We start from the raw sequence: 14,697 nt of genomic DNA, 5'->3' as shown, positions 1-14,697 counted from the left end.
TCCGCCTTCTCTCTGCATGTCGCTTCCACCTCCATGGACTGGTGGTGACAGATGTTGTCCACGCTCGCCGGTCAGCGGCGTCCTTCATCCGATGAAGTGGTGTCGTCCTTCAGCAGTTCCTCGAACAGCGCCCGGTAGTGGACCATCGCGCTCCGCAGTTCTTCTGTGGAGGTGTCCCTGCTGCCGGCGCGACCGTTGATCTCGTGGGCCGTGCGGTAGTGCTCCAGCGTGCGGGCATGTTCGACGGACAGGTCGCGAGACTGCTGCTCGTACCCTTCGGTCGGATAGCCGCGCTCGCTCATCAGGGTGGTCACAAGGCGGTCGGCCTCGCCCACGGCCCGGTCGGGGCTGTCCACGAAGTGCTCCTGGACACTGGCCCAGTCCCGCGCGTACCGGTCCCGGACGGTCGACGGCAACGGCCGGATTTCCAGATCCTCGTGGCGCTTCTCTCGTGCGGCCAGATCACGCTCGGCCGCTCGACGGCTGTCCTCAGCTTCAACCGTGCGCTCGTATTCGGGCCCGAAGCGCTCCTGCAGTCGCCGGCGCTGGGCCATGTTCCGCACGGCCAGCGCCACCAGGGCCGCCACGACGATCACGGCGACCACGATGACGACGATCGTCCACTTCGTATCCATCGCATCCTCCACTGGGCAGCCAAGACCAGGCGTCCGAGCACGGGGACCGAAGCTTCGCGGCCCCCTCGGGGCGCGTCAGATCCAGAATTTCACATAGCGGCTAATCGGGACAATTGACAACTGTCGGAGGAACTACTCAAGCCATCAGGCGAGGTCATGGGCGAGAACAAGCGGGGCCCGCAGCGGGCGCGTCACGGCAGCACTCGCTGCTCTTTGGCGACCGCCACCGCCCCCGCCCGCGACTCCACCCCCAGCTTGCCGTAGATCCGTCCCAGGTGGGTTTTGACCGTGGCCTCGCTGATGAACAGGGCTCGGGCGATCTCCCGGTTTCCCAGGCCGCGCGCCAACTGCTGGAGGATCTCGCGCTCACGCTCGGACAGGGCGGGGCGCGGGGTGCGCAGCTGGGCCAGCACCCGGTCGGCGATCGGGGCCGACAGTGCGGTGCGGCCGGACGCCGCGTTGCGGATCGCCGCGAACAGTTCCTCCGGCCGTTCGGCCTTGAGCAGGTAGCCGGTGGCGCCCGCTTCGATGGCGCGGGTGATGTCGGCGTCGGTGTCGAACATGGTGAGCACCAGCACGCGTGGGGCCGGCGTGTGGGGATCCTCCCCGCCACGTGACGACAGGTGCCGGGTGGCCGTCACGCCGTCCATGCCGCCGCCGAGCTGGAGGTCCATCAACACGACGTCGGGTCGGACGCGGGCGGCCACGGCGAGGGCCTCCTCGCCGCTGCCCGCCTCACCGACGACCTCGATGCCGTCCGTGCTGGACAGCAGCGCGCGCAGTCCGGCACGCACCACGACATGGTCGTCGCACAGCAGCAGCCGGATCGGCGAGGAGGACTCCTGGGGGCTTACGGGGCTCACGGCGCTCACGGGGCGGTCTCCGTCGGGGTGTCGGGGACGAGGGGGGTGAGGGGAAGGGCTGCCGACACGACGGTGCCGTCACCCGGCGTGGATTCCACGGTGAGCGTGCCGCCCGACTGCCGAGCCCGGATCCGCATGGCCGGCAGCCCGTGCCCGCGCGCCCGGCCCGCTTCGGGGGCCGGCGGGCCGTCCGGGTCGAAGCCGCGGCCGTTGTCGGCGATGTCCAACGAGATCTGGTCGTCCAGGCAGGTCAGGGTCAGCGCGGCCCGCGTCGCCGCGGCGTGCTCACGCACATTGGCCAGCGCGCCCTGGGCGATGCGCAGCAGTGCCGCCTCGACCCGCTCCGGCAGTGGGCCCGGGGTGCCGTCGAGCCGGAAGACCACCGTCAGTCCCGGACCGCTCTCGCGGTCGGCGAGTGCGCTGAGCGCCTCGGCCAGGGTGCGCTCGGCGAGGTCGGCCGGGGCCAGGTCATGGACGAACCGGCGGGCCTCGGCGAGGCTGCGGGACGTGATCTCGGCCGCGTCCCGGATGTGCCCGCGGGCCGTGTCCGGGTCCGCCTGCCAGACGCGCTCGGCGGCCTGCAGCAGCATTTGCTGACTGGACAGGCTCTGCGCGACGGTGTCGTGGATTTCCGTGGACAGCCGCTGTCGCTCCGTCAGGATGCCCGCCCGCCGCTCGGTGGCGGCCAGATCACGGCGGGTGCGGACCAGGTCGTCGATCAGGACGCGCTGCCGGGCCGCCTGGCGCTGCAGATGAACCAGGACGGCGGTGGCCACTGCGGCGATGGCCGGCGGGGCGATGACCATATTGGGATTGAGCGCGCCCTGTGACACCCGCACCTGGGAGGCGACGACCAGCGCAGTGAGCCCGGCCACCACCGGCACCGCGATCCGCGCGGGCAGCGTGTGCAGGCCGGCGAACAGCAGCGGCATGGCGCACCACGTGGCGCTCGGCGCGAGGGCGAGCAGGACGATCCAGACGGCCGACACCGCACCCAGCCAGGCCAGGTGCCGGGCGGAGGGCCGGCCGCCGGGGCGCGGCGCGGGTGCCAGCAGCCGTCCGAGGACGTAGAGCAGCCAGAAGACGGCGAACAGCGCGATCACCCATGCGGTACGCATGTCGCCCGGGTCACGGGTCAGGAAGCGGGCGAGCGAGGAGCCCAGCAACAGGACGAATGCCGCGTGCATGACCGCCGTCAACCATCGCCCGTCCGGATCGGCCCGCTCCCCCTCCCCCGGGGAAAGGCTCCCGATCGCCGCCGTCACAGACCGCACGACCGACGTGATTGTTTACCGTGCCGCACCGACGGCCTCCTCATCGCCTCGCTCGGCTCTCCTCGCAGGCAGTCCCAACGTGCATGGCGTGCTCAACGTGCCCGACATGGTGCCGCAACATCCGATCGGCTGACAGCGGCATCCCTCGAACTGTCCCCGTAGCGGAGCCGGTCAGCCGCATCCGGCACGCGTTCGTACACCGAGGCTGGTATCGAGACTTGCGAGGCGAGGCGGCACGGCCGCCGCGTCCGCACCGAGCGAGGAGGACCGCGTGCCTGCCAAGAACGTCACCGTCAACCGCGCCACCCTCGGGCACCGCATCGCCTATGCGCTGCGCCACCCCGAGCGGGTGCCGCGCCACATGGCCCGTGCTGCCCGGGACGCGTGGCTGCGCCACCGCTGGCCGGACCACATCTCCTACTACCGCGCGGTGATGCGGTCCGACACCCGCGCCGACCCGGACGCGGCGGTCGGCAGCCGCAGCCACGAGCGGTGGCTGGCACTGGGGGCGATGCAGTTCGACTACCTGCTCGGCCACGGCCTGCGCCCGGAGCACCGGATGCTGGAGATCGGTTGCGGCAACCTGCGGGCGGGCTGGCGGTTCATCCGGCACCTGGAGCCGGGGCACTACTACGGCATCGACATCTCACCGGACATCCTCGTCGCCGCTCAGGACACGATCGTGCGCGTGGGGTTGCAGAAGCGTCTCCCCACACTGACGCCGGTCCGCGACCTGACCCTGCGCTTCCTGCCCGAGGCCCATTTCGACGTGGTGCACGCGCACAGTGTCTTCTCGCACTCCCCGCTCCCGGTCATCGAGGAGTGCCTGGCCAACGTCGGCCGGGTGCTGGCACCGGAGGGCTGGTTCGACTTCACCTTCGACCGCACCGAGGGCAAGGAGCACCAGGTACTGCGGGAGGACTTCTACTACCGCACCGAGACACTCATCGCCCTGGCCGAAAAGCACGGCCTGGCGGCCCGCTTCATGGCCGACTGGGAGGACCTGCCGCACGGCCAGTCCAAAATCCGCGTCACGCACGGCCCGGACAACGCCAGCGAGCGGCACCAAACACCGAACGCACCGCGGCCCTGACGGACTTCCTCCACACCTACGACCACCACCGCAGCCACACCGCACTCGAAGGCAAGCCACCGATCATCCGCGTGAGCAACGCTCCAAGTCAAAACACCTAGGGCTTGTCCCTGATGCCCGCATCGAGGCCGCTCGCCTACCGTCATGAGCAGTGCTGACCTCCCGGTCAGCCGATCCACTCGCACCGAACTCGTGCGTTACGGAGGCTTGATGAAGGCGATCGTCCAGGACCGGTACGGCTCACCCGAGGTTCTGGAGCTCAGGGAGGTCGACAAGCCGGTGGTCGCCGACCACGAGGTGCTCGTACGGATCCACGCGGCCGCGGTCAACGCCCGCGACTGGCATCTCATGCGGGGCGACCCGTACCTAGCGCGCCTGGTGCTCGGGGTCGGCAGGCCGAAGACGAAGATCCGGGGCACGGACTTCGCGGGTCGGGTGGAAGCGGTGGGCAAGGACGTGAAACGGTTCCGTCCCGGTGACGAAGTATTCGGTGAAGCCGACGGAGCATTCGCCGAGTACGTGTGTGCCGCGAACGACGTACTGGAGCCGAAACCGGTCAACCTGACGTTCGAGCAGGCGGCCGCAGTGCCGCTGGCGGGGAACACCGCCCTCATGGGCCTTCGTGATCTGGGGCGAGTACAGCCGGGACAGAGGGTTCTGGTCAATGGTGCGTCAGGTGGTGTGGGGACCTTCGCCGTGCAGATCGCCAAGTCGTTCGGCGCGGAGGTGACCGGCGTGTGCAGTACGAGAAACGTGGACCTGCTCCGGTCGATCGGCGCGGACCACGTCATCGACTACACCCGGGAGGACTTCACCCGGAGCGGACCGCGGTACGACGTCGTTCTCGACCTGGTGGGGAACCGTTCGTTGAGCGAGTGCCGACGCGCCCTGACGCCCGCGGGGACGCTCGTTCTGTCCGGTGGGGGCATGTCCGAAGGCGGCAGTCTTGTCGGGCCGATGGGGCTCATCCTCAGAGGGCAGGCGCTGTCACGTTTCGTCCGCCATCGGGTGCTCGTCCTCACGGCGACGCCGAGCAAGGAGAACCTGGCGGCGCTGAGGGAACTCGCCGAGTCCGGAGAGGTTACCCCGGTCATTGACCGTACCTACCCGTTGAGCGAGGTGCCCGAGGCCATCCGGTACCTCGAAGTGGAGCACGCGCGCGCGAAGGTCGTCATCACCGTGTGACGGACCGCCGCGGCCCAGTCATCCACACCGCCGAGGGCGCCCGTCGTGCTCGCGCCCGGATCCTGGCGCCCTCACGGTGAGGCGCCCGCCGAGTGAGATGCCCATAAGGGGGCACACAGTGACATAGAAGAGCATTTCGTCTGATGCAGGACAGGAGGAGGCTGCCATGTCGAAGAAGCGGCGGGAGCCCTCACACGGCGAAGGACCGAGCCAGTTCAAAGGGCCTGACCAGCACGGTTGGGCGCCCGATGTGGACGACAAAGACCAGAACAATCCCAGCGGCCACCGGTCGTTCCACCCCGATACATATGCGCCCGGGCCGAAGAAGGGCCGTCGGGCCAGCCACGAGGACAAGGAAGCCTCGACGGCCGGTACGCCGGTGAAGAGCGAAAGCCGCAGCGGCGAGGACCAGGGCGGCAAGTCCGCCGAGGAGGGAATGCGCGACACAGGCCGCCGCGGCCGCTCGCGGCGCCCCAGCGGCTCCAAGGACGCCTCGACGTTCACCGGCGTGGATCCACAGGACCCGCAGACCGGTCACTCGGGGCGCTGAGGCCGGCCGTCTGCGTACGACCCGCCTTTACGTGGTGAGCAGCGAGTCGTCTTCGGGTCGGGCGCCCGGGAGTTGGTAGCGGGCGGCGATGACCGCCGCGTCGATGTCACTCGTGCCAGTGGAGAGGCACAGGGTGTACGCGACGTCATCCATCCGCTGGTGAACTTCGCGGCTGCCCTTCTCGGCGTGCAGGATCCTCAGCGCCTCGTACTGCTGGACAAGGTTTCCCAGCACCGCGGGGTGTGCCATCAACACGGCAGTCTCCTTCGTATCAAGTGTGTCTCCCGGTCTGCTCCTGCTGCCCACGTTCGGCATCTCCATGCTCGGAGCGGGGCTACGTGCTGAGAGGCGACAGTCCGCGATCACGAAGAGCACCGGAGTCTCGTGCGGCGGACGCGCGGAAGGCCTGAATGGTGCGGCACAACCGCCCCATCACGTGAGGGAAGGCAGAGCCTCTGGCCATACAGAGTCGCCTCGATGTCTGCACAATGGATGACAAAGACGCCTGAGCCTCGACCGGCACCCCATGGGCGGAGCGAGGCGATGCGTGCCGCGGTGGAAGGCGACAGTCGTGCCGTCAGATCGGTCGGGGGGCGAGAACGCTCCTGGTCCCCTCTGGTCCGAGCCCGGGACGCTGCTGGAACACGTGTCCATTGCCGTCCTCGGCATCGACGAGGACAACCGGATCTGCTACTGGGGGCCCGGCGCGCAGGACCTCTTCGGGCACGACCCCGCGGCGGTGCTGTCCAGACCCGCCGCCGTCCTCTTCCCGGATCCGCCCCAAGGCGCCCCTGACGCTGCGGTCCGGCTGGCGGAGCGGGGCCGCACCCTCGGGTACTGGCGCGGCCGGCTGCCGGCACGACACCTGGACGGCGCGGTCTTCGACTGCGGTTTCAGAGTCTTCCCGGTGTCCGGCGCCGGAGGCCGTTCGGTGGTCATGGCCCTGGCGAGCCGCAGCGACGAACTCGATCGGGTCAAGACCAACCTGGCCTTCCTCGATGCCCTCTTCGAGACCTGCCCCATTGGCCTGGTGATGCTCGACGAGGAGCTGCGATACGTCCACCTCAACCAGGCCCTCGCCGACATGGACAGCCTCCCCATCGGGGAGCACCTCGGACGGCGCATGGAAGAGATCATGATCACCTCCGACGGCGGCGAGTACCAGCGGAAACTGCGCGCAGTCGCCGCCGGGGGACGGCCCGTCGTGGGCGCCCTGGTGGGTGTGCGCACGCCGGGCCACCCGGATCGGGATCAGGTGAGGTCGGTGAGTTTCTTCCCCCTCACCGGTGCGGTCGGCTCCCGGCCCGGAGTGGGCGGGCTGCTGGTGGACGTGACCGACCGGGAGCAGGCCATCATGGAGGCAACCGCCGGTAGGCAACGGCTGGCCCTCCTGGACCGGGCTGCTGCCCGGATCGGCACCACCCTGGACGTGGACGTCACCGCCCGGGAGCTGGTCGCGGCCGCGGTTCCCGACTTCTCGGACGCCTCCGTCGTGGAACTCGTGGAGTGGATGGACGAGCCTGAGGTGTTCGACCCGGAACAGCCGCTGGTCACCCGCCGGATCGCCTCCGGCACCATCCTGCCCCCACCCGCAACCGAGCTCGTGAGCGGGCTCGAGACCGTCACGTACCCGCCGGGCTCCGCCATCCACCGGATGCTGCTGACGGGCCGCCCCGTCTCCGTCCTCGTGAACGACGAATTCATGACCCGGACCGTCATCCACCAGGCCCGCGCCCAGCTCCTGCGAGACAGCGGCCTGGCCTGCATCCTTCTCGCCCCGCTCATCGCCCGAGGCACGGTCCAGGGCATCACCATGTTCGGACGCTCCGCAGCCAGGCCCGCCTTCACCGAGGAGGACCTCAGCCTGGCCGGTGAACTCGCCTCCCGCGCGGCACTCTGCCTGGACAACGCGCGCCTCTACAGCCGAGTGCAGGACATCGCGCTCACCCTCCAGCGCGCGCTACTCCCCAGCGCCCTGGCGACCAGCCCTTACGTGCAGGTCGCCCACCGCTACTTGCCCGGCAGCCACCTCACCGAGGTCGGCGGCGACTGGTACGACGTGATCAACCTGCCCGACGGCCGGGTCGCCCTGGTCGTCGGTGACGTGATGGGACACGGGGTGCCGGCCGCCGCGGCCATGGGACGGCTGCGCATCACCGCCAAGGCACTCGCCAGACACAACCAGGAACCGGACCACCTGCTCACCGAGCTCGACGCCTGTGCCCAGGAGGCAGGAATCGAGCTGGCGACCTGCCTCTACATCCTGTACGACCCCTCGACCGGGCGCGCCCGCATCGCCAGCGCCGGACACCCGCCGCCCCTCGTACGCCACCCGGACGGCACGGTCGAGACCGTCAGCGACGTTCTTGGAGTCCCCCTCGGGGTGGGCGGTCATCCCTTCAAAACAATCGAGATCACCCTGCCTGAGGACGCCATTCTCGCCCTGTATACCGACGGCCTCATCGAAGCACGCGGCCAGGACATCGAAGAGGGCCTGGCCGCGGTACGGGCCGAACTCCGCAGAGCACCAGGCCAGTTGGAAGAAACAGCGGACCGCATGCTGTCGAGCCTGCTGCCCGACCCGCCGGACGACGACACGGTGCTCGTCCTCGCCCGCGTCCGCCGCAGTCCGTAGTGGACGTGCGGGCGGCCTCGCCAACCCCCCGGGGGCGTCGACAATGGTGTTAGAACGGGCGAAAGCGGGGCAGACGCCCTACGCCCACGGTGGACAATCTGAAGGGATTCGCACCATGATCCTTCTCGGGCTTCTGCTACTCCTAGCGACCGGAGCCTTCGCCGGGCTGCTGATCGCCTACAACACCTCCGGTGGCCCGGAATACACCGTGACGATGTTCGACAACGACGTGGCCACCATGAACAGTCTGTCCATCTTCCTGGCCGGACTCGCCCTGGCCCTGCTCTTCTGCCTTGGGGTCGCCATGATCATGGCCGGCAGCGCACGGCGGCGGCACCGATCCGTCGCTCGGAGGGATACGCGAGCCCCGGTGGAAACGGCCGAGCGCGACGCCGTGCGCGATCGGCCCGCGGAGGGCCAGGCACCCGCCGACCAGGCACGGACGGGATCCCCTCGCCACAAATTCCGGCACCATTTCGGGCATTAGACCCGCGTCGTCGGCGCCGGTGGTCACCGCCTCACCCTGGGCAAATTCGTCGGCCTTGGTGGTGCCCGCGCCTAAGGGGTGTCGTCACATGTCCGGCCGCTGCGGCACGGGCTGTACTGCTGGTCATCCCGGCGTCGGCCCTCCGCACCCGCGATGGTCTCGCGCAGCACCTCGCGGGCCGCAGCGAGCTCGGCCGACTGCTGTTCGAGGGCGCGCAGCTGGTCGCGGAGGGCGTCGAGCACGCCGGGGCAGGGCTGCACGGCGGCCGTGCCGGTGGTGCAGGGCAGCACCTGGCGGATGACGCGGGTGGGCAGCCCGGCCGCGAGAAGGGCGCGGATGCGCCGTACGGCGGCAACGTCGGAGTCGGCGTAGGCCCGATAGGCGTTGGGCAGCCGCTCGGGCCGCAGCAGCCCCGCCCGCTCGTAGTGGCGCAGCAGCCGCTCGTTGGTCCCGGTCCGCTCGGCCAACTCCCCTATCAGCAAGGGTCTGCCCCCTCTCGCTTGACCTTCCAATGGTGTCAGGGATCAACACTGGCCCCCGGCGCCCGCATTCCGCCGGCGGCCCGCACCACAGGAAGGCGCACATGATCATCGATGCCCACAGTCATGTCCACGACCCGCTCGACGCCCACCTGTCCGCGCTGGACGACGCGGGCGTGGATCGTACGGTCCTCTTCCCCACCCGCCCGCACCCGGAACGGGCGACGGACCTGGCATCTCTCCGACACGAGATGAGCGTGCTGGACCGCGCGCTGACGGGCGGGACCGACGGCAGTACGGACGCAACCGGCGACGACGGCTACGCCATGGCGCGGCGGGAGCTGGACGAGGCCCTCGCCGCCCACCCCGCCCGCTTCCTGGGCTTCGGCTCCGTACCCCTGGGCCGTCCCGCCGCCGAGACCGCCGCCGCGGTGGCGCGCAACGTGGCCGATCGCGGACTGCACGGCATCGGGGAGCTCACCCCGCCCCCAAACCAGGCGGCCCTGGTCGAGCCGGTGCTCCAGGCGGCGTGCGACCACGCCGGCCTCCCGGTGGTCGTCCACGGCTACTCCCCCACGACCGCAGCGGACCTACGCACCCTGGTCGGCCTGGCGGCTCGCTATCCGAGGGTGCCGCTGGTGATCAGCCAACTGGCCGGAGCCAACTGGATGGAGGCGATCGAACTGGCCCGGGACACGCCGAACATCTACCTGGAACTGTCCACGGCGAACATCATCTTCGCCGTCCGCCTGGCCATCCGCGAACTTCCCACCCGCACCCTCTTCGGCTCGGACGCCCCCTACGGCGACCCCCTCCTGTCCCGCGCCACGGTGGAACGGGTCACGCCGCCCGGCGAGGTCCGCGAGCGGGTGCTGGGCGGGAACCTGGCGGAGCTGCTGGGCTTGGGATGAGGCAGGAAGTTCATTCGTGCGCTGTTGCCCGGCCCGGTCGAGGCGCCGCGAACGGCTCGATGATCGCCGGGTGCTCAACGTCCGGCGGTGCAGCGTGTGCGCCGCCCGGCTGCCCGGGGGCGGCAGGCGGTCGCGCCGGTACTGCTGGGCGGCCTGCCGAGTCGGACGATGCCGGCGAAGGCGGCGGTCGCCCGCGTTCTGGCAGTCCGAGGCTGCTCAGCGCAGTACGGCCGCCAGCAGGTCGGCGCCCAGCGCCGTCAGATCGGACAGATTGAGGGTGTAACGGACGTAACGACCGTGCCGCCGGGTCGTGAGCAGGCCCGCGCGGCGCAGGACAGCGAGGTGGCGGGAAACCTCCGGGGGTGAAAGTTCCCAGCCGTGGGCCAGCTCACCGGTGGTGTGCGGGCCGCGGGCCAGGGTGCGCAGCAGCCGCAGCCGTACCGGATGTGCGAGTGCCTCCAGCCGTAGGGTGACCGTTTCCAGCGATACCGGCTCTGATGGACTCGGCTCGGCCACGGGGTACTGCACCACCGGCTGCCACCCGGACGCGTGAACCACCACCAGGTGCGGGCCGGCGAAGACACTGGGGATGAAGGTGACCCCGGTGCCATGGGCGGCGGTCGCCTTGTCCTGCAGCTTGTCCACGATGATGCAGTCGCCGTCCGGTGCCAGGGTGACTGCGGCGGACACCGATGCGAGTGCCGCCCCGGTGCCCTGGCGCTTCAGCAGGTCGTTCTTCAGGCGCAGATCGGTGGCGAGCTGCACGGCGACGCCCGCCCAGGCGGCGTCGAAGAAGGCCTCGGCGCACTGTTCGAGGGTGTGGCGCACCCGCGCCCGCACAGCGGCCGGGTCCGCGAGCAGCCGTTCCGCGAAGGCCTCTTGCCGCGCGCCGCGGGCCTGTGCCAGGTCCAGGGCCCGCTCGCGCGCAGTCGCGTCGGTGAGCGGCGACGTCGCGGCGAAGTGGACCCGGTTGCTGCCGCACGTGGTGACGAGCGCGGCGGTCACATACGTTTCGTCGTCGATCCGGTCCACGTCGTCCAACTCCTCGGCGAGGGTCGGCCGAGGTCGGGCAGGGACCAGGAAGTCGGCCTGGGAGGAACGCCAGAGGAACTCCGCCTCCCGCAACCGCTCGGCCAGCTCCGGCCGCAGCCCGGCCCAGACATCCCCGGCCCAGCCGGCGAGCTGCGGATGATGCCCGGGCTCGGCCAGCACGTGCAGCATCGCGGTCAACTCGGCCAGCGGGGAGGCGGCGAACCGCAGTCGCTCGGACGGCAGGCCACTGATGTCGATCCTCAACGTCACCCCCTCAGCATCCCTGACCGGACGGCCGGCGACGGCGTCGGTTGACAGTGTCCGTCAACCGACGCACCCAGCCCTGCGGCCGAACGCACCGTTGACGCCATGACAACCACCACCAGGATCCAGCCCCGCGCCCTCGTCCGTGCCTCCCAAGGCCCCCGCCATGCCGTCGCCCTGGCCGTGGACGCGCTCGGTGGATGATCCAGGACTGCGCACGCTGCGGTCGTCGGGCCTCGAAGTCAGCCAAGTGGTCGGCCGGTCCGATCTGGTGAGCTGTCACCGGCGGGCTGAGCGCGCTCGCGCACCAGCGGCCGTTCCTGGAGGTGTGGCCTGTTCCCGCATTGAACCGGACCGAGGGCGTGTGTGAACCTCACCCCAAGCGACGCACCGGCAGGACCACTTGGTGCATGAGCAGGCCGCGCAGGGGGATCGGACATGTTGCGCATCCACTTCGGCAGCACGGACCTCTCATCCAGTCGCATGGCCTCGCGCCCCGATCCACTGTGGGAGATCGCCTGCAGCCTGCACCGCTTCCAGACCGCCAGGGGCCGGTGGGCGTACGCCGACTGGTTCCGCACAACGCGGGCCGCGCTGACCGGAACGCCCCTGGGCAAGGCCGTGCGGACGCTGCTCATCCCGCTGTTCCCGCGCACGGCCTACTTCCCCGACTTTCTGACGCCGCAGGAGGGGGCCGAAGGGCTGAACGCGGCCCTGCAGGCCATCATCGACACCCCCGCGGAGCGTGTACGCGACGAGATCGCCCGGCTCGACCATGTCAGGGGTGCGCCGCCGTGGGCCCACCGACTCACGGACAAAGAAGACAGAGAGCAGCTCGTCACCGTCCTACGGTCCTACCACGAGGCACTCATCGCTCCCTACGGCGACCAGATGCAGGCCGCCGTGGACGCCGAGCGATGCGTCCGGGCTCGTACGGTCCTGGACGCCGGCACACCGGGACTACTGCAGGGCCCGGCAGCCATGGCCCGCTGGACGCCGCCGGCGCTGGAGGTCGAGTACACCTCCGAGGACCGCGATCTGTACCTCGACGGCCGCGGGCTGCGGCTCGTTCCCTCCTATTTCTGCTGGCGCGAACCCATCTCCTTCGCTGACCCGCAACTGCCGCCGGTGCTGCTCTACGCGCTCCAGCACCCAGCCGCCGGCGGGACACGGCCCTCCGAGGAGACACTTGCCGCACTGCTCGGCCGGACCCGGGCAGCCATCCTGTGCTTGACGGCCGAAGGTGCCACCACGTCCGAACTCGCTCGCCTCACAGGCATATCACCTGCGTCGGCGAGCCATCACACGACGGTTCTCCGCGACGCCGGCCTGGTCACCAGCCGACGCCACGGCAACACCGTCCTGCACACCCTCACCCCGACCGGAGCCGCCCTGTTGCGGCGCCCGCCGACGGCCCGGGAATCACGTCACCAGGCATGACCGAGACCGCTGTGATGCCCAATCACGGATTACTCCTGCTCCGCCGCGGGCCGGTCCACGAGGCGGTCCCAGTCCAGCGAGCTCGAACCCTCGCCCCGGCCGGTCGAGCGCCGGACGCCGTACCAGACGACGACGCGTCCGTTCGGCATGCGGGTCCGGTTGTAGGCGGCGGAGAGCCGGGTCCCCGCGCGTGGCACCTCCTCCTCGTGCACGAAGTACGGCTGCCCGGCGCTCAGGCCCTCGCTCAGCAGCGTGGTCCGCGGCCGCACCGGCACCGGCGGCGTTGTGGTGCCGTCGAGCACACGGGGCATGGCTCCGCGCTGCAGCTGGATCTCCCGGTTGTCGCCGGGCACATGCACCGGGATGAACGGAATCCAGTTCTCCGGCACCGTGTTCATCGCCTCGTACGCGATCGGCGCCGACGGGGCCGGCGGCGTGTGCGCAGGGGCGAGCAGTCGGCGGTGTGCCAGGGTCTCCCGCGCCGCCTCCTCGCCCCGCAGTGAGTCGCCGGTGGCGAGCAGTACCGAGCGCTCGACACCCCACACCATGTTGGCGGCTTCGTCGCGGATCAGCACGACCTCCTCGACTGTCGGCCCGTCAACCACTCCGGGCACGCTCGGCGGCAGGAAGAACCCGGTGTCGGCGGCGACCGGCGCCTCGCCCTGGATGTCCAGGTTGAACATCGACCATCGCTGCCAGTCGTCGTCGGAGCCGGCACCCGCGGGCTCGACCCAGAACCGCCGTCCGAAGACGTCGGTCACGACCAGACCGTCGACGCGGGCCAGCGTGCCCGTGTCGAGGTCGCACGGCAGCACGAACCAGTCGTTGCTGTAGGTCAGCGCGAACTCCATGAACAGCAGCCGGATGAGGTCCGTGGTGTCGGCGGTGATCGCGCCGAAGTCGGTGCGCCCGTCCTCCATCGCCCACAGCCGGGGCAACGGCATGCCGGAGAACCGTACGGTGCCCGGCACCGCGGTACGGATCACCTCTCCCGGCGCGCCGGTGGCGCCCAGCGTCAGCCCGGACGTGTCATAGGAGAAGGCATGCCAGTCGAGGTGGCCGCCCGGATACTCCTCCGCGGCGAGCACGGTTTCGCCGGAGGCCTCGGGCGCGGCCAGATCGAAGCGGTGCTCCAGCCGGGACGGGTCGTACGCCTGGGCGGCGGGCGGCTGCGTGATCAGGTCGTCGAACCATCCGACGAACCTCGGGATCAGCGCGTCGAGCTGCTGCTTCTGGAACTGGGAGACCACTCCCTGAATGCCGTCCCAGGCGTGCCCGCCGTTCTTCAGGTGCACATAGAACTCGTAGCCGTCCATCGCGCGTCCGGCCACCGCCTGCATCGTCGCCCACACCTCGGCGTGCGCCACCAGAGCGGTGTCCCCCTCGGCCGCCGGGTCCGGCAGCCGGATCGGCCAGCGCTCGACGTAGGAGCCACGGTGGTGCAACGGCGCAAGCTTCAGCCACCGGCGCCCCATCGCCAGCCGCAGGTCGAAGGAGACCCGGTCGGCCCCGATCCGAAACGGCAGAGGGCGGCGCTCCACCACGGTCTCCAGCGGCAGCCCGCCCGGCAGGTCGCCGGGCGGGGTCTCCCGGGGGCGGTAGCGGCCGGGCTTGGTGGTGCGCATGTGGTACTTCGCGGTGACCGGGGTGCCGGCGTCCTCCCCCTGGAACTCGCCGAACTGCCATTGACGGGTGAGCATCCACAACGGGTCGCGGACCTCGGCCCGCAGCGCGCGCCCGAACTCGGTGCTCCGCGGCCTGCCTTCCAGCCGGTTCCACACCGTCACCGTGGGGAATTCGCGGGCGGCGAGCGCGGCCCGCATGTCCTGGATGGTGGTACGAACCATGG

Annotated in this window: 14 protein-coding genes and 1 pseudogene; 8 read left to right on the top strand and 7 right to left on the bottom strand. The window is 70.4% G+C overall.

All coding sequences use genetic code 11. From position 1 onward, the window contains the following. Window positions 1–71: 71 nt before the first annotated feature. The 3 genes from ACQEVG_RS17015 to ACQEVG_RS17005 all read right to left on the bottom strand — a co-directional run bounded on the left by ACQEVG_RS17015 (window position 72) and on the right by ACQEVG_RS17005 (window position 2,685). Window positions 72–635, bottom strand: a complete 564-nt coding sequence (locus ACQEVG_RS17015; RefSeq protein WP_432983910.1) for a hypothetical protein — start codon at window positions 633–635, stop codon at window positions 72–74. A 191-nt stretch (window positions 636–826) separates the two neighbouring features. Continuing rightward, window positions 827–1,507, bottom strand: a complete 681-nt coding sequence (locus ACQEVG_RS17010; RefSeq protein WP_432983907.1) for a response regulator — start codon at window positions 1,505–1,507, stop codon at window positions 827–829. Further along, the gene (locus tag ACQEVG_RS17005) at window positions 1,504–2,685 is read right to left on the bottom strand and encodes a sensor histidine kinase (protein ID WP_432983904.1); all 1,182 of its coding nucleotides are present in this window, start codon (window positions 2,683–2,685) and stop codon (window positions 1,504–1,506) included. Before ACQEVG_RS17005 ends, ACQEVG_RS17010 begins: the two co-directional genes overlap by 4 nt. Window positions 2,686–3,043: 358 nt before the next feature. On the opposite strand from ACQEVG_RS17005, the gene ACQEVG_RS17000 reads away from it, so the two are divergent. The 4 genes and pseudogenes from ACQEVG_RS17000 (at window position 3,044) to ACQEVG_RS16985 (ending at window position 5,600) form a co-directional block, all read left to right on the top strand. Continuing rightward, window positions 3,044–3,865 (top strand): class I SAM-dependent methyltransferase, encoded by an 822-nt coding sequence (locus ACQEVG_RS17000; RefSeq protein ID WP_432983901.1) that lies wholly within the window; start codon window positions 3,044–3,046, stop codon window positions 3,863–3,865. Then, window positions 3,841–3,966 (top strand): annotated as a pseudogene (locus ACQEVG_RS16995) (IS481 family transposase); the annotation flags it as partial. The gene ACQEVG_RS17000 and the pseudogene ACQEVG_RS16995, both read left to right, overlap by 25 nt. 109 nt (window positions 3,967–4,075) lie before the next feature. Next, window positions 4,076–5,050: an NAD(P)-dependent alcohol dehydrogenase gene (locus ACQEVG_RS16990; protein ID WP_432985413.1), complete on the top strand. Its 975-nt coding sequence runs from the start codon at window positions 4,076–4,078 to the stop codon at window positions 5,048–5,050. Between the two features lie 166 nt (window positions 5,051–5,216). After that, complete coding sequence (locus ACQEVG_RS16985; protein WP_432983898.1) at window positions 5,217–5,600, top strand: hypothetical protein; 384 nt, start codon at window positions 5,217–5,219, stop codon at window positions 5,598–5,600. Window positions 5,601–5,627: 27 nt separating this feature from the next. Here ACQEVG_RS16985 and ACQEVG_RS16980 read toward each other — a convergent pair whose 3' ends face one another. Continuing rightward, on the bottom strand, window positions 5,628–5,855 hold the full coding sequence (locus ACQEVG_RS16980; RefSeq protein WP_432983895.1) for a DUF5133 domain-containing protein: 228 nt from the start codon (window positions 5,853–5,855) through the stop codon (window positions 5,628–5,630). Window positions 5,856–6,126: 271 nt separating this feature from the next. On the opposite strand from ACQEVG_RS16980, the gene ACQEVG_RS16975 reads away from it, so the two are divergent. Then, window positions 6,127–8,235, top strand: coding sequence for a SpoIIE family protein phosphatase (locus ACQEVG_RS16975; RefSeq protein WP_432983892.1), 2,109 nt, complete (start codon window positions 6,127–6,129; stop codon window positions 8,233–8,235). Window positions 8,236–8,350: 115 nt separating this feature from the next. Further along, window positions 8,351–8,722 (top strand): hypothetical protein, encoded by a 372-nt coding sequence (locus ACQEVG_RS16970; protein WP_432983889.1) that lies wholly within the window; start codon window positions 8,351–8,353, stop codon window positions 8,720–8,722. Between the two features lie 71 nt (window positions 8,723–8,793). Here ACQEVG_RS16970 and ACQEVG_RS16965 read toward each other — a convergent pair whose 3' ends face one another. Continuing rightward, on the bottom strand, window positions 8,794–9,204 hold the full coding sequence (locus tag ACQEVG_RS16965) for a MerR family transcriptional regulator (RefSeq protein WP_432983886.1): 411 nt from the start codon (window positions 9,202–9,204) through the stop codon (window positions 8,794–8,796). Window positions 9,205–9,305: 101 nt separating this feature from the next. Here ACQEVG_RS16965 and ACQEVG_RS16960 point away from each other — a divergent pair, with 101 nt between their 5' ends. Beyond that, complete coding sequence (locus tag ACQEVG_RS16960; RefSeq protein ID WP_432983878.1) at window positions 9,306–10,112, top strand: amidohydrolase family protein; 807 nt, start codon at window positions 9,306–9,308, stop codon at window positions 10,110–10,112. A 216-nt stretch (window positions 10,113–10,328) separates the two neighbouring features. On the opposite strand, the gene ACQEVG_RS16955 is transcribed toward ACQEVG_RS16960, so the two are convergent. After that, entirely contained in the window at window positions 10,329–11,414 is a 1,086-nt protein-coding gene (locus tag ACQEVG_RS16955) for a DUF5937 family protein (RefSeq protein ID WP_432983875.1), read from the bottom strand. Between the two features lie 432 nt (window positions 11,415–11,846). Between ACQEVG_RS16955 and ACQEVG_RS16950 the strand changes: the two genes are divergently transcribed. Continuing rightward, window positions 11,847–12,848, top strand: coding sequence for an ArsR/SmtB family transcription factor (locus ACQEVG_RS16950; protein WP_432983872.1), 1,002 nt, complete (start codon window positions 11,847–11,849; stop codon window positions 12,846–12,848). Window positions 12,849–12,877: 29 nt separating this feature from the next. Here the strand turns inward: ACQEVG_RS16950 and ACQEVG_RS16945 are convergent, their stop codons facing one another. Then, window positions 12,878–14,695 carry a hypothetical protein gene (locus tag ACQEVG_RS16945; protein WP_432983868.1) on the bottom strand — a complete coding sequence of 606 codons (1,818 nt, stop codon included), beginning with the start codon at window positions 14,693–14,695 and terminating at the stop codon, window positions 12,878–12,880. Window positions 14,696–14,697 lie beyond the last annotated feature (2 nt).

It is taken from the genome of Streptomyces sp. CA-135486 (genome assembly GCF_050936555.1).
Taxonomy (GTDB): Bacteria; Actinomycetota; Actinomycetes; order Streptomycetales; family Streptomycetaceae; genus Streptomyces.
Note: the sequence above shows the minus strand (reverse complement) of the source record. Positions and strands in the feature narration are given on the sequence as shown.

Bases quoted from the DNA above. Each gene is read 5' to 3' on its own strand.
- ACQEVG_RS16950 (WP_432983872.1), top strand. From the start codon at position 11,847: ATGTTGCGCATCCACTTCGGCAGCACGGACCTCTCATCCAGTCGCATG.
- ACQEVG_RS16975 (WP_432983892.1), top strand. From the start codon at position 6,127: ATGGGCGGAGCGAGGCGATGCGTGCCGCGGTGGAAGGCGACAGTCGTG.
- ACQEVG_RS16960 (WP_432983878.1), top strand. From the start codon at position 9,306: ATGATCATCGATGCCCACAGTCATGTCCACGACCCGCTCGACGCCCAC.
- ACQEVG_RS16945 (WP_432983868.1), bottom strand. From the start codon at position 14,695: ATGGTTCGTACCACCATCCAGGACATGCGGGCCGCGCTCGCCGCCCGC.
- ACQEVG_RS17005 (WP_432983904.1), bottom strand. From the start codon at position 2,685: ATGCACGCGGCATTCGTCCTGTTGCTGGGCTCCTCGCTCGCCCGCTTC.
- ACQEVG_RS16985 (WP_432983898.1), top strand. From the start codon at position 5,217: ATGTCGAAGAAGCGGCGGGAGCCCTCACACGGCGAAGGACCGAGCCAG.
- ACQEVG_RS17015 (WP_432983910.1), bottom strand. From the start codon at position 635: ATGGATACGAAGTGGACGATCGTCGTCATCGTGGTCGCCGTGATCGTC.
- ACQEVG_RS16970 (WP_432983889.1), top strand. From the start codon at position 8,351: ATGATCCTTCTCGGGCTTCTGCTACTCCTAGCGACCGGAGCCTTCGCC.
- ACQEVG_RS16990 (WP_432985413.1), top strand. From the start codon at position 4,076: ATGAAGGCGATCGTCCAGGACCGGTACGGCTCACCCGAGGTTCTGGAG.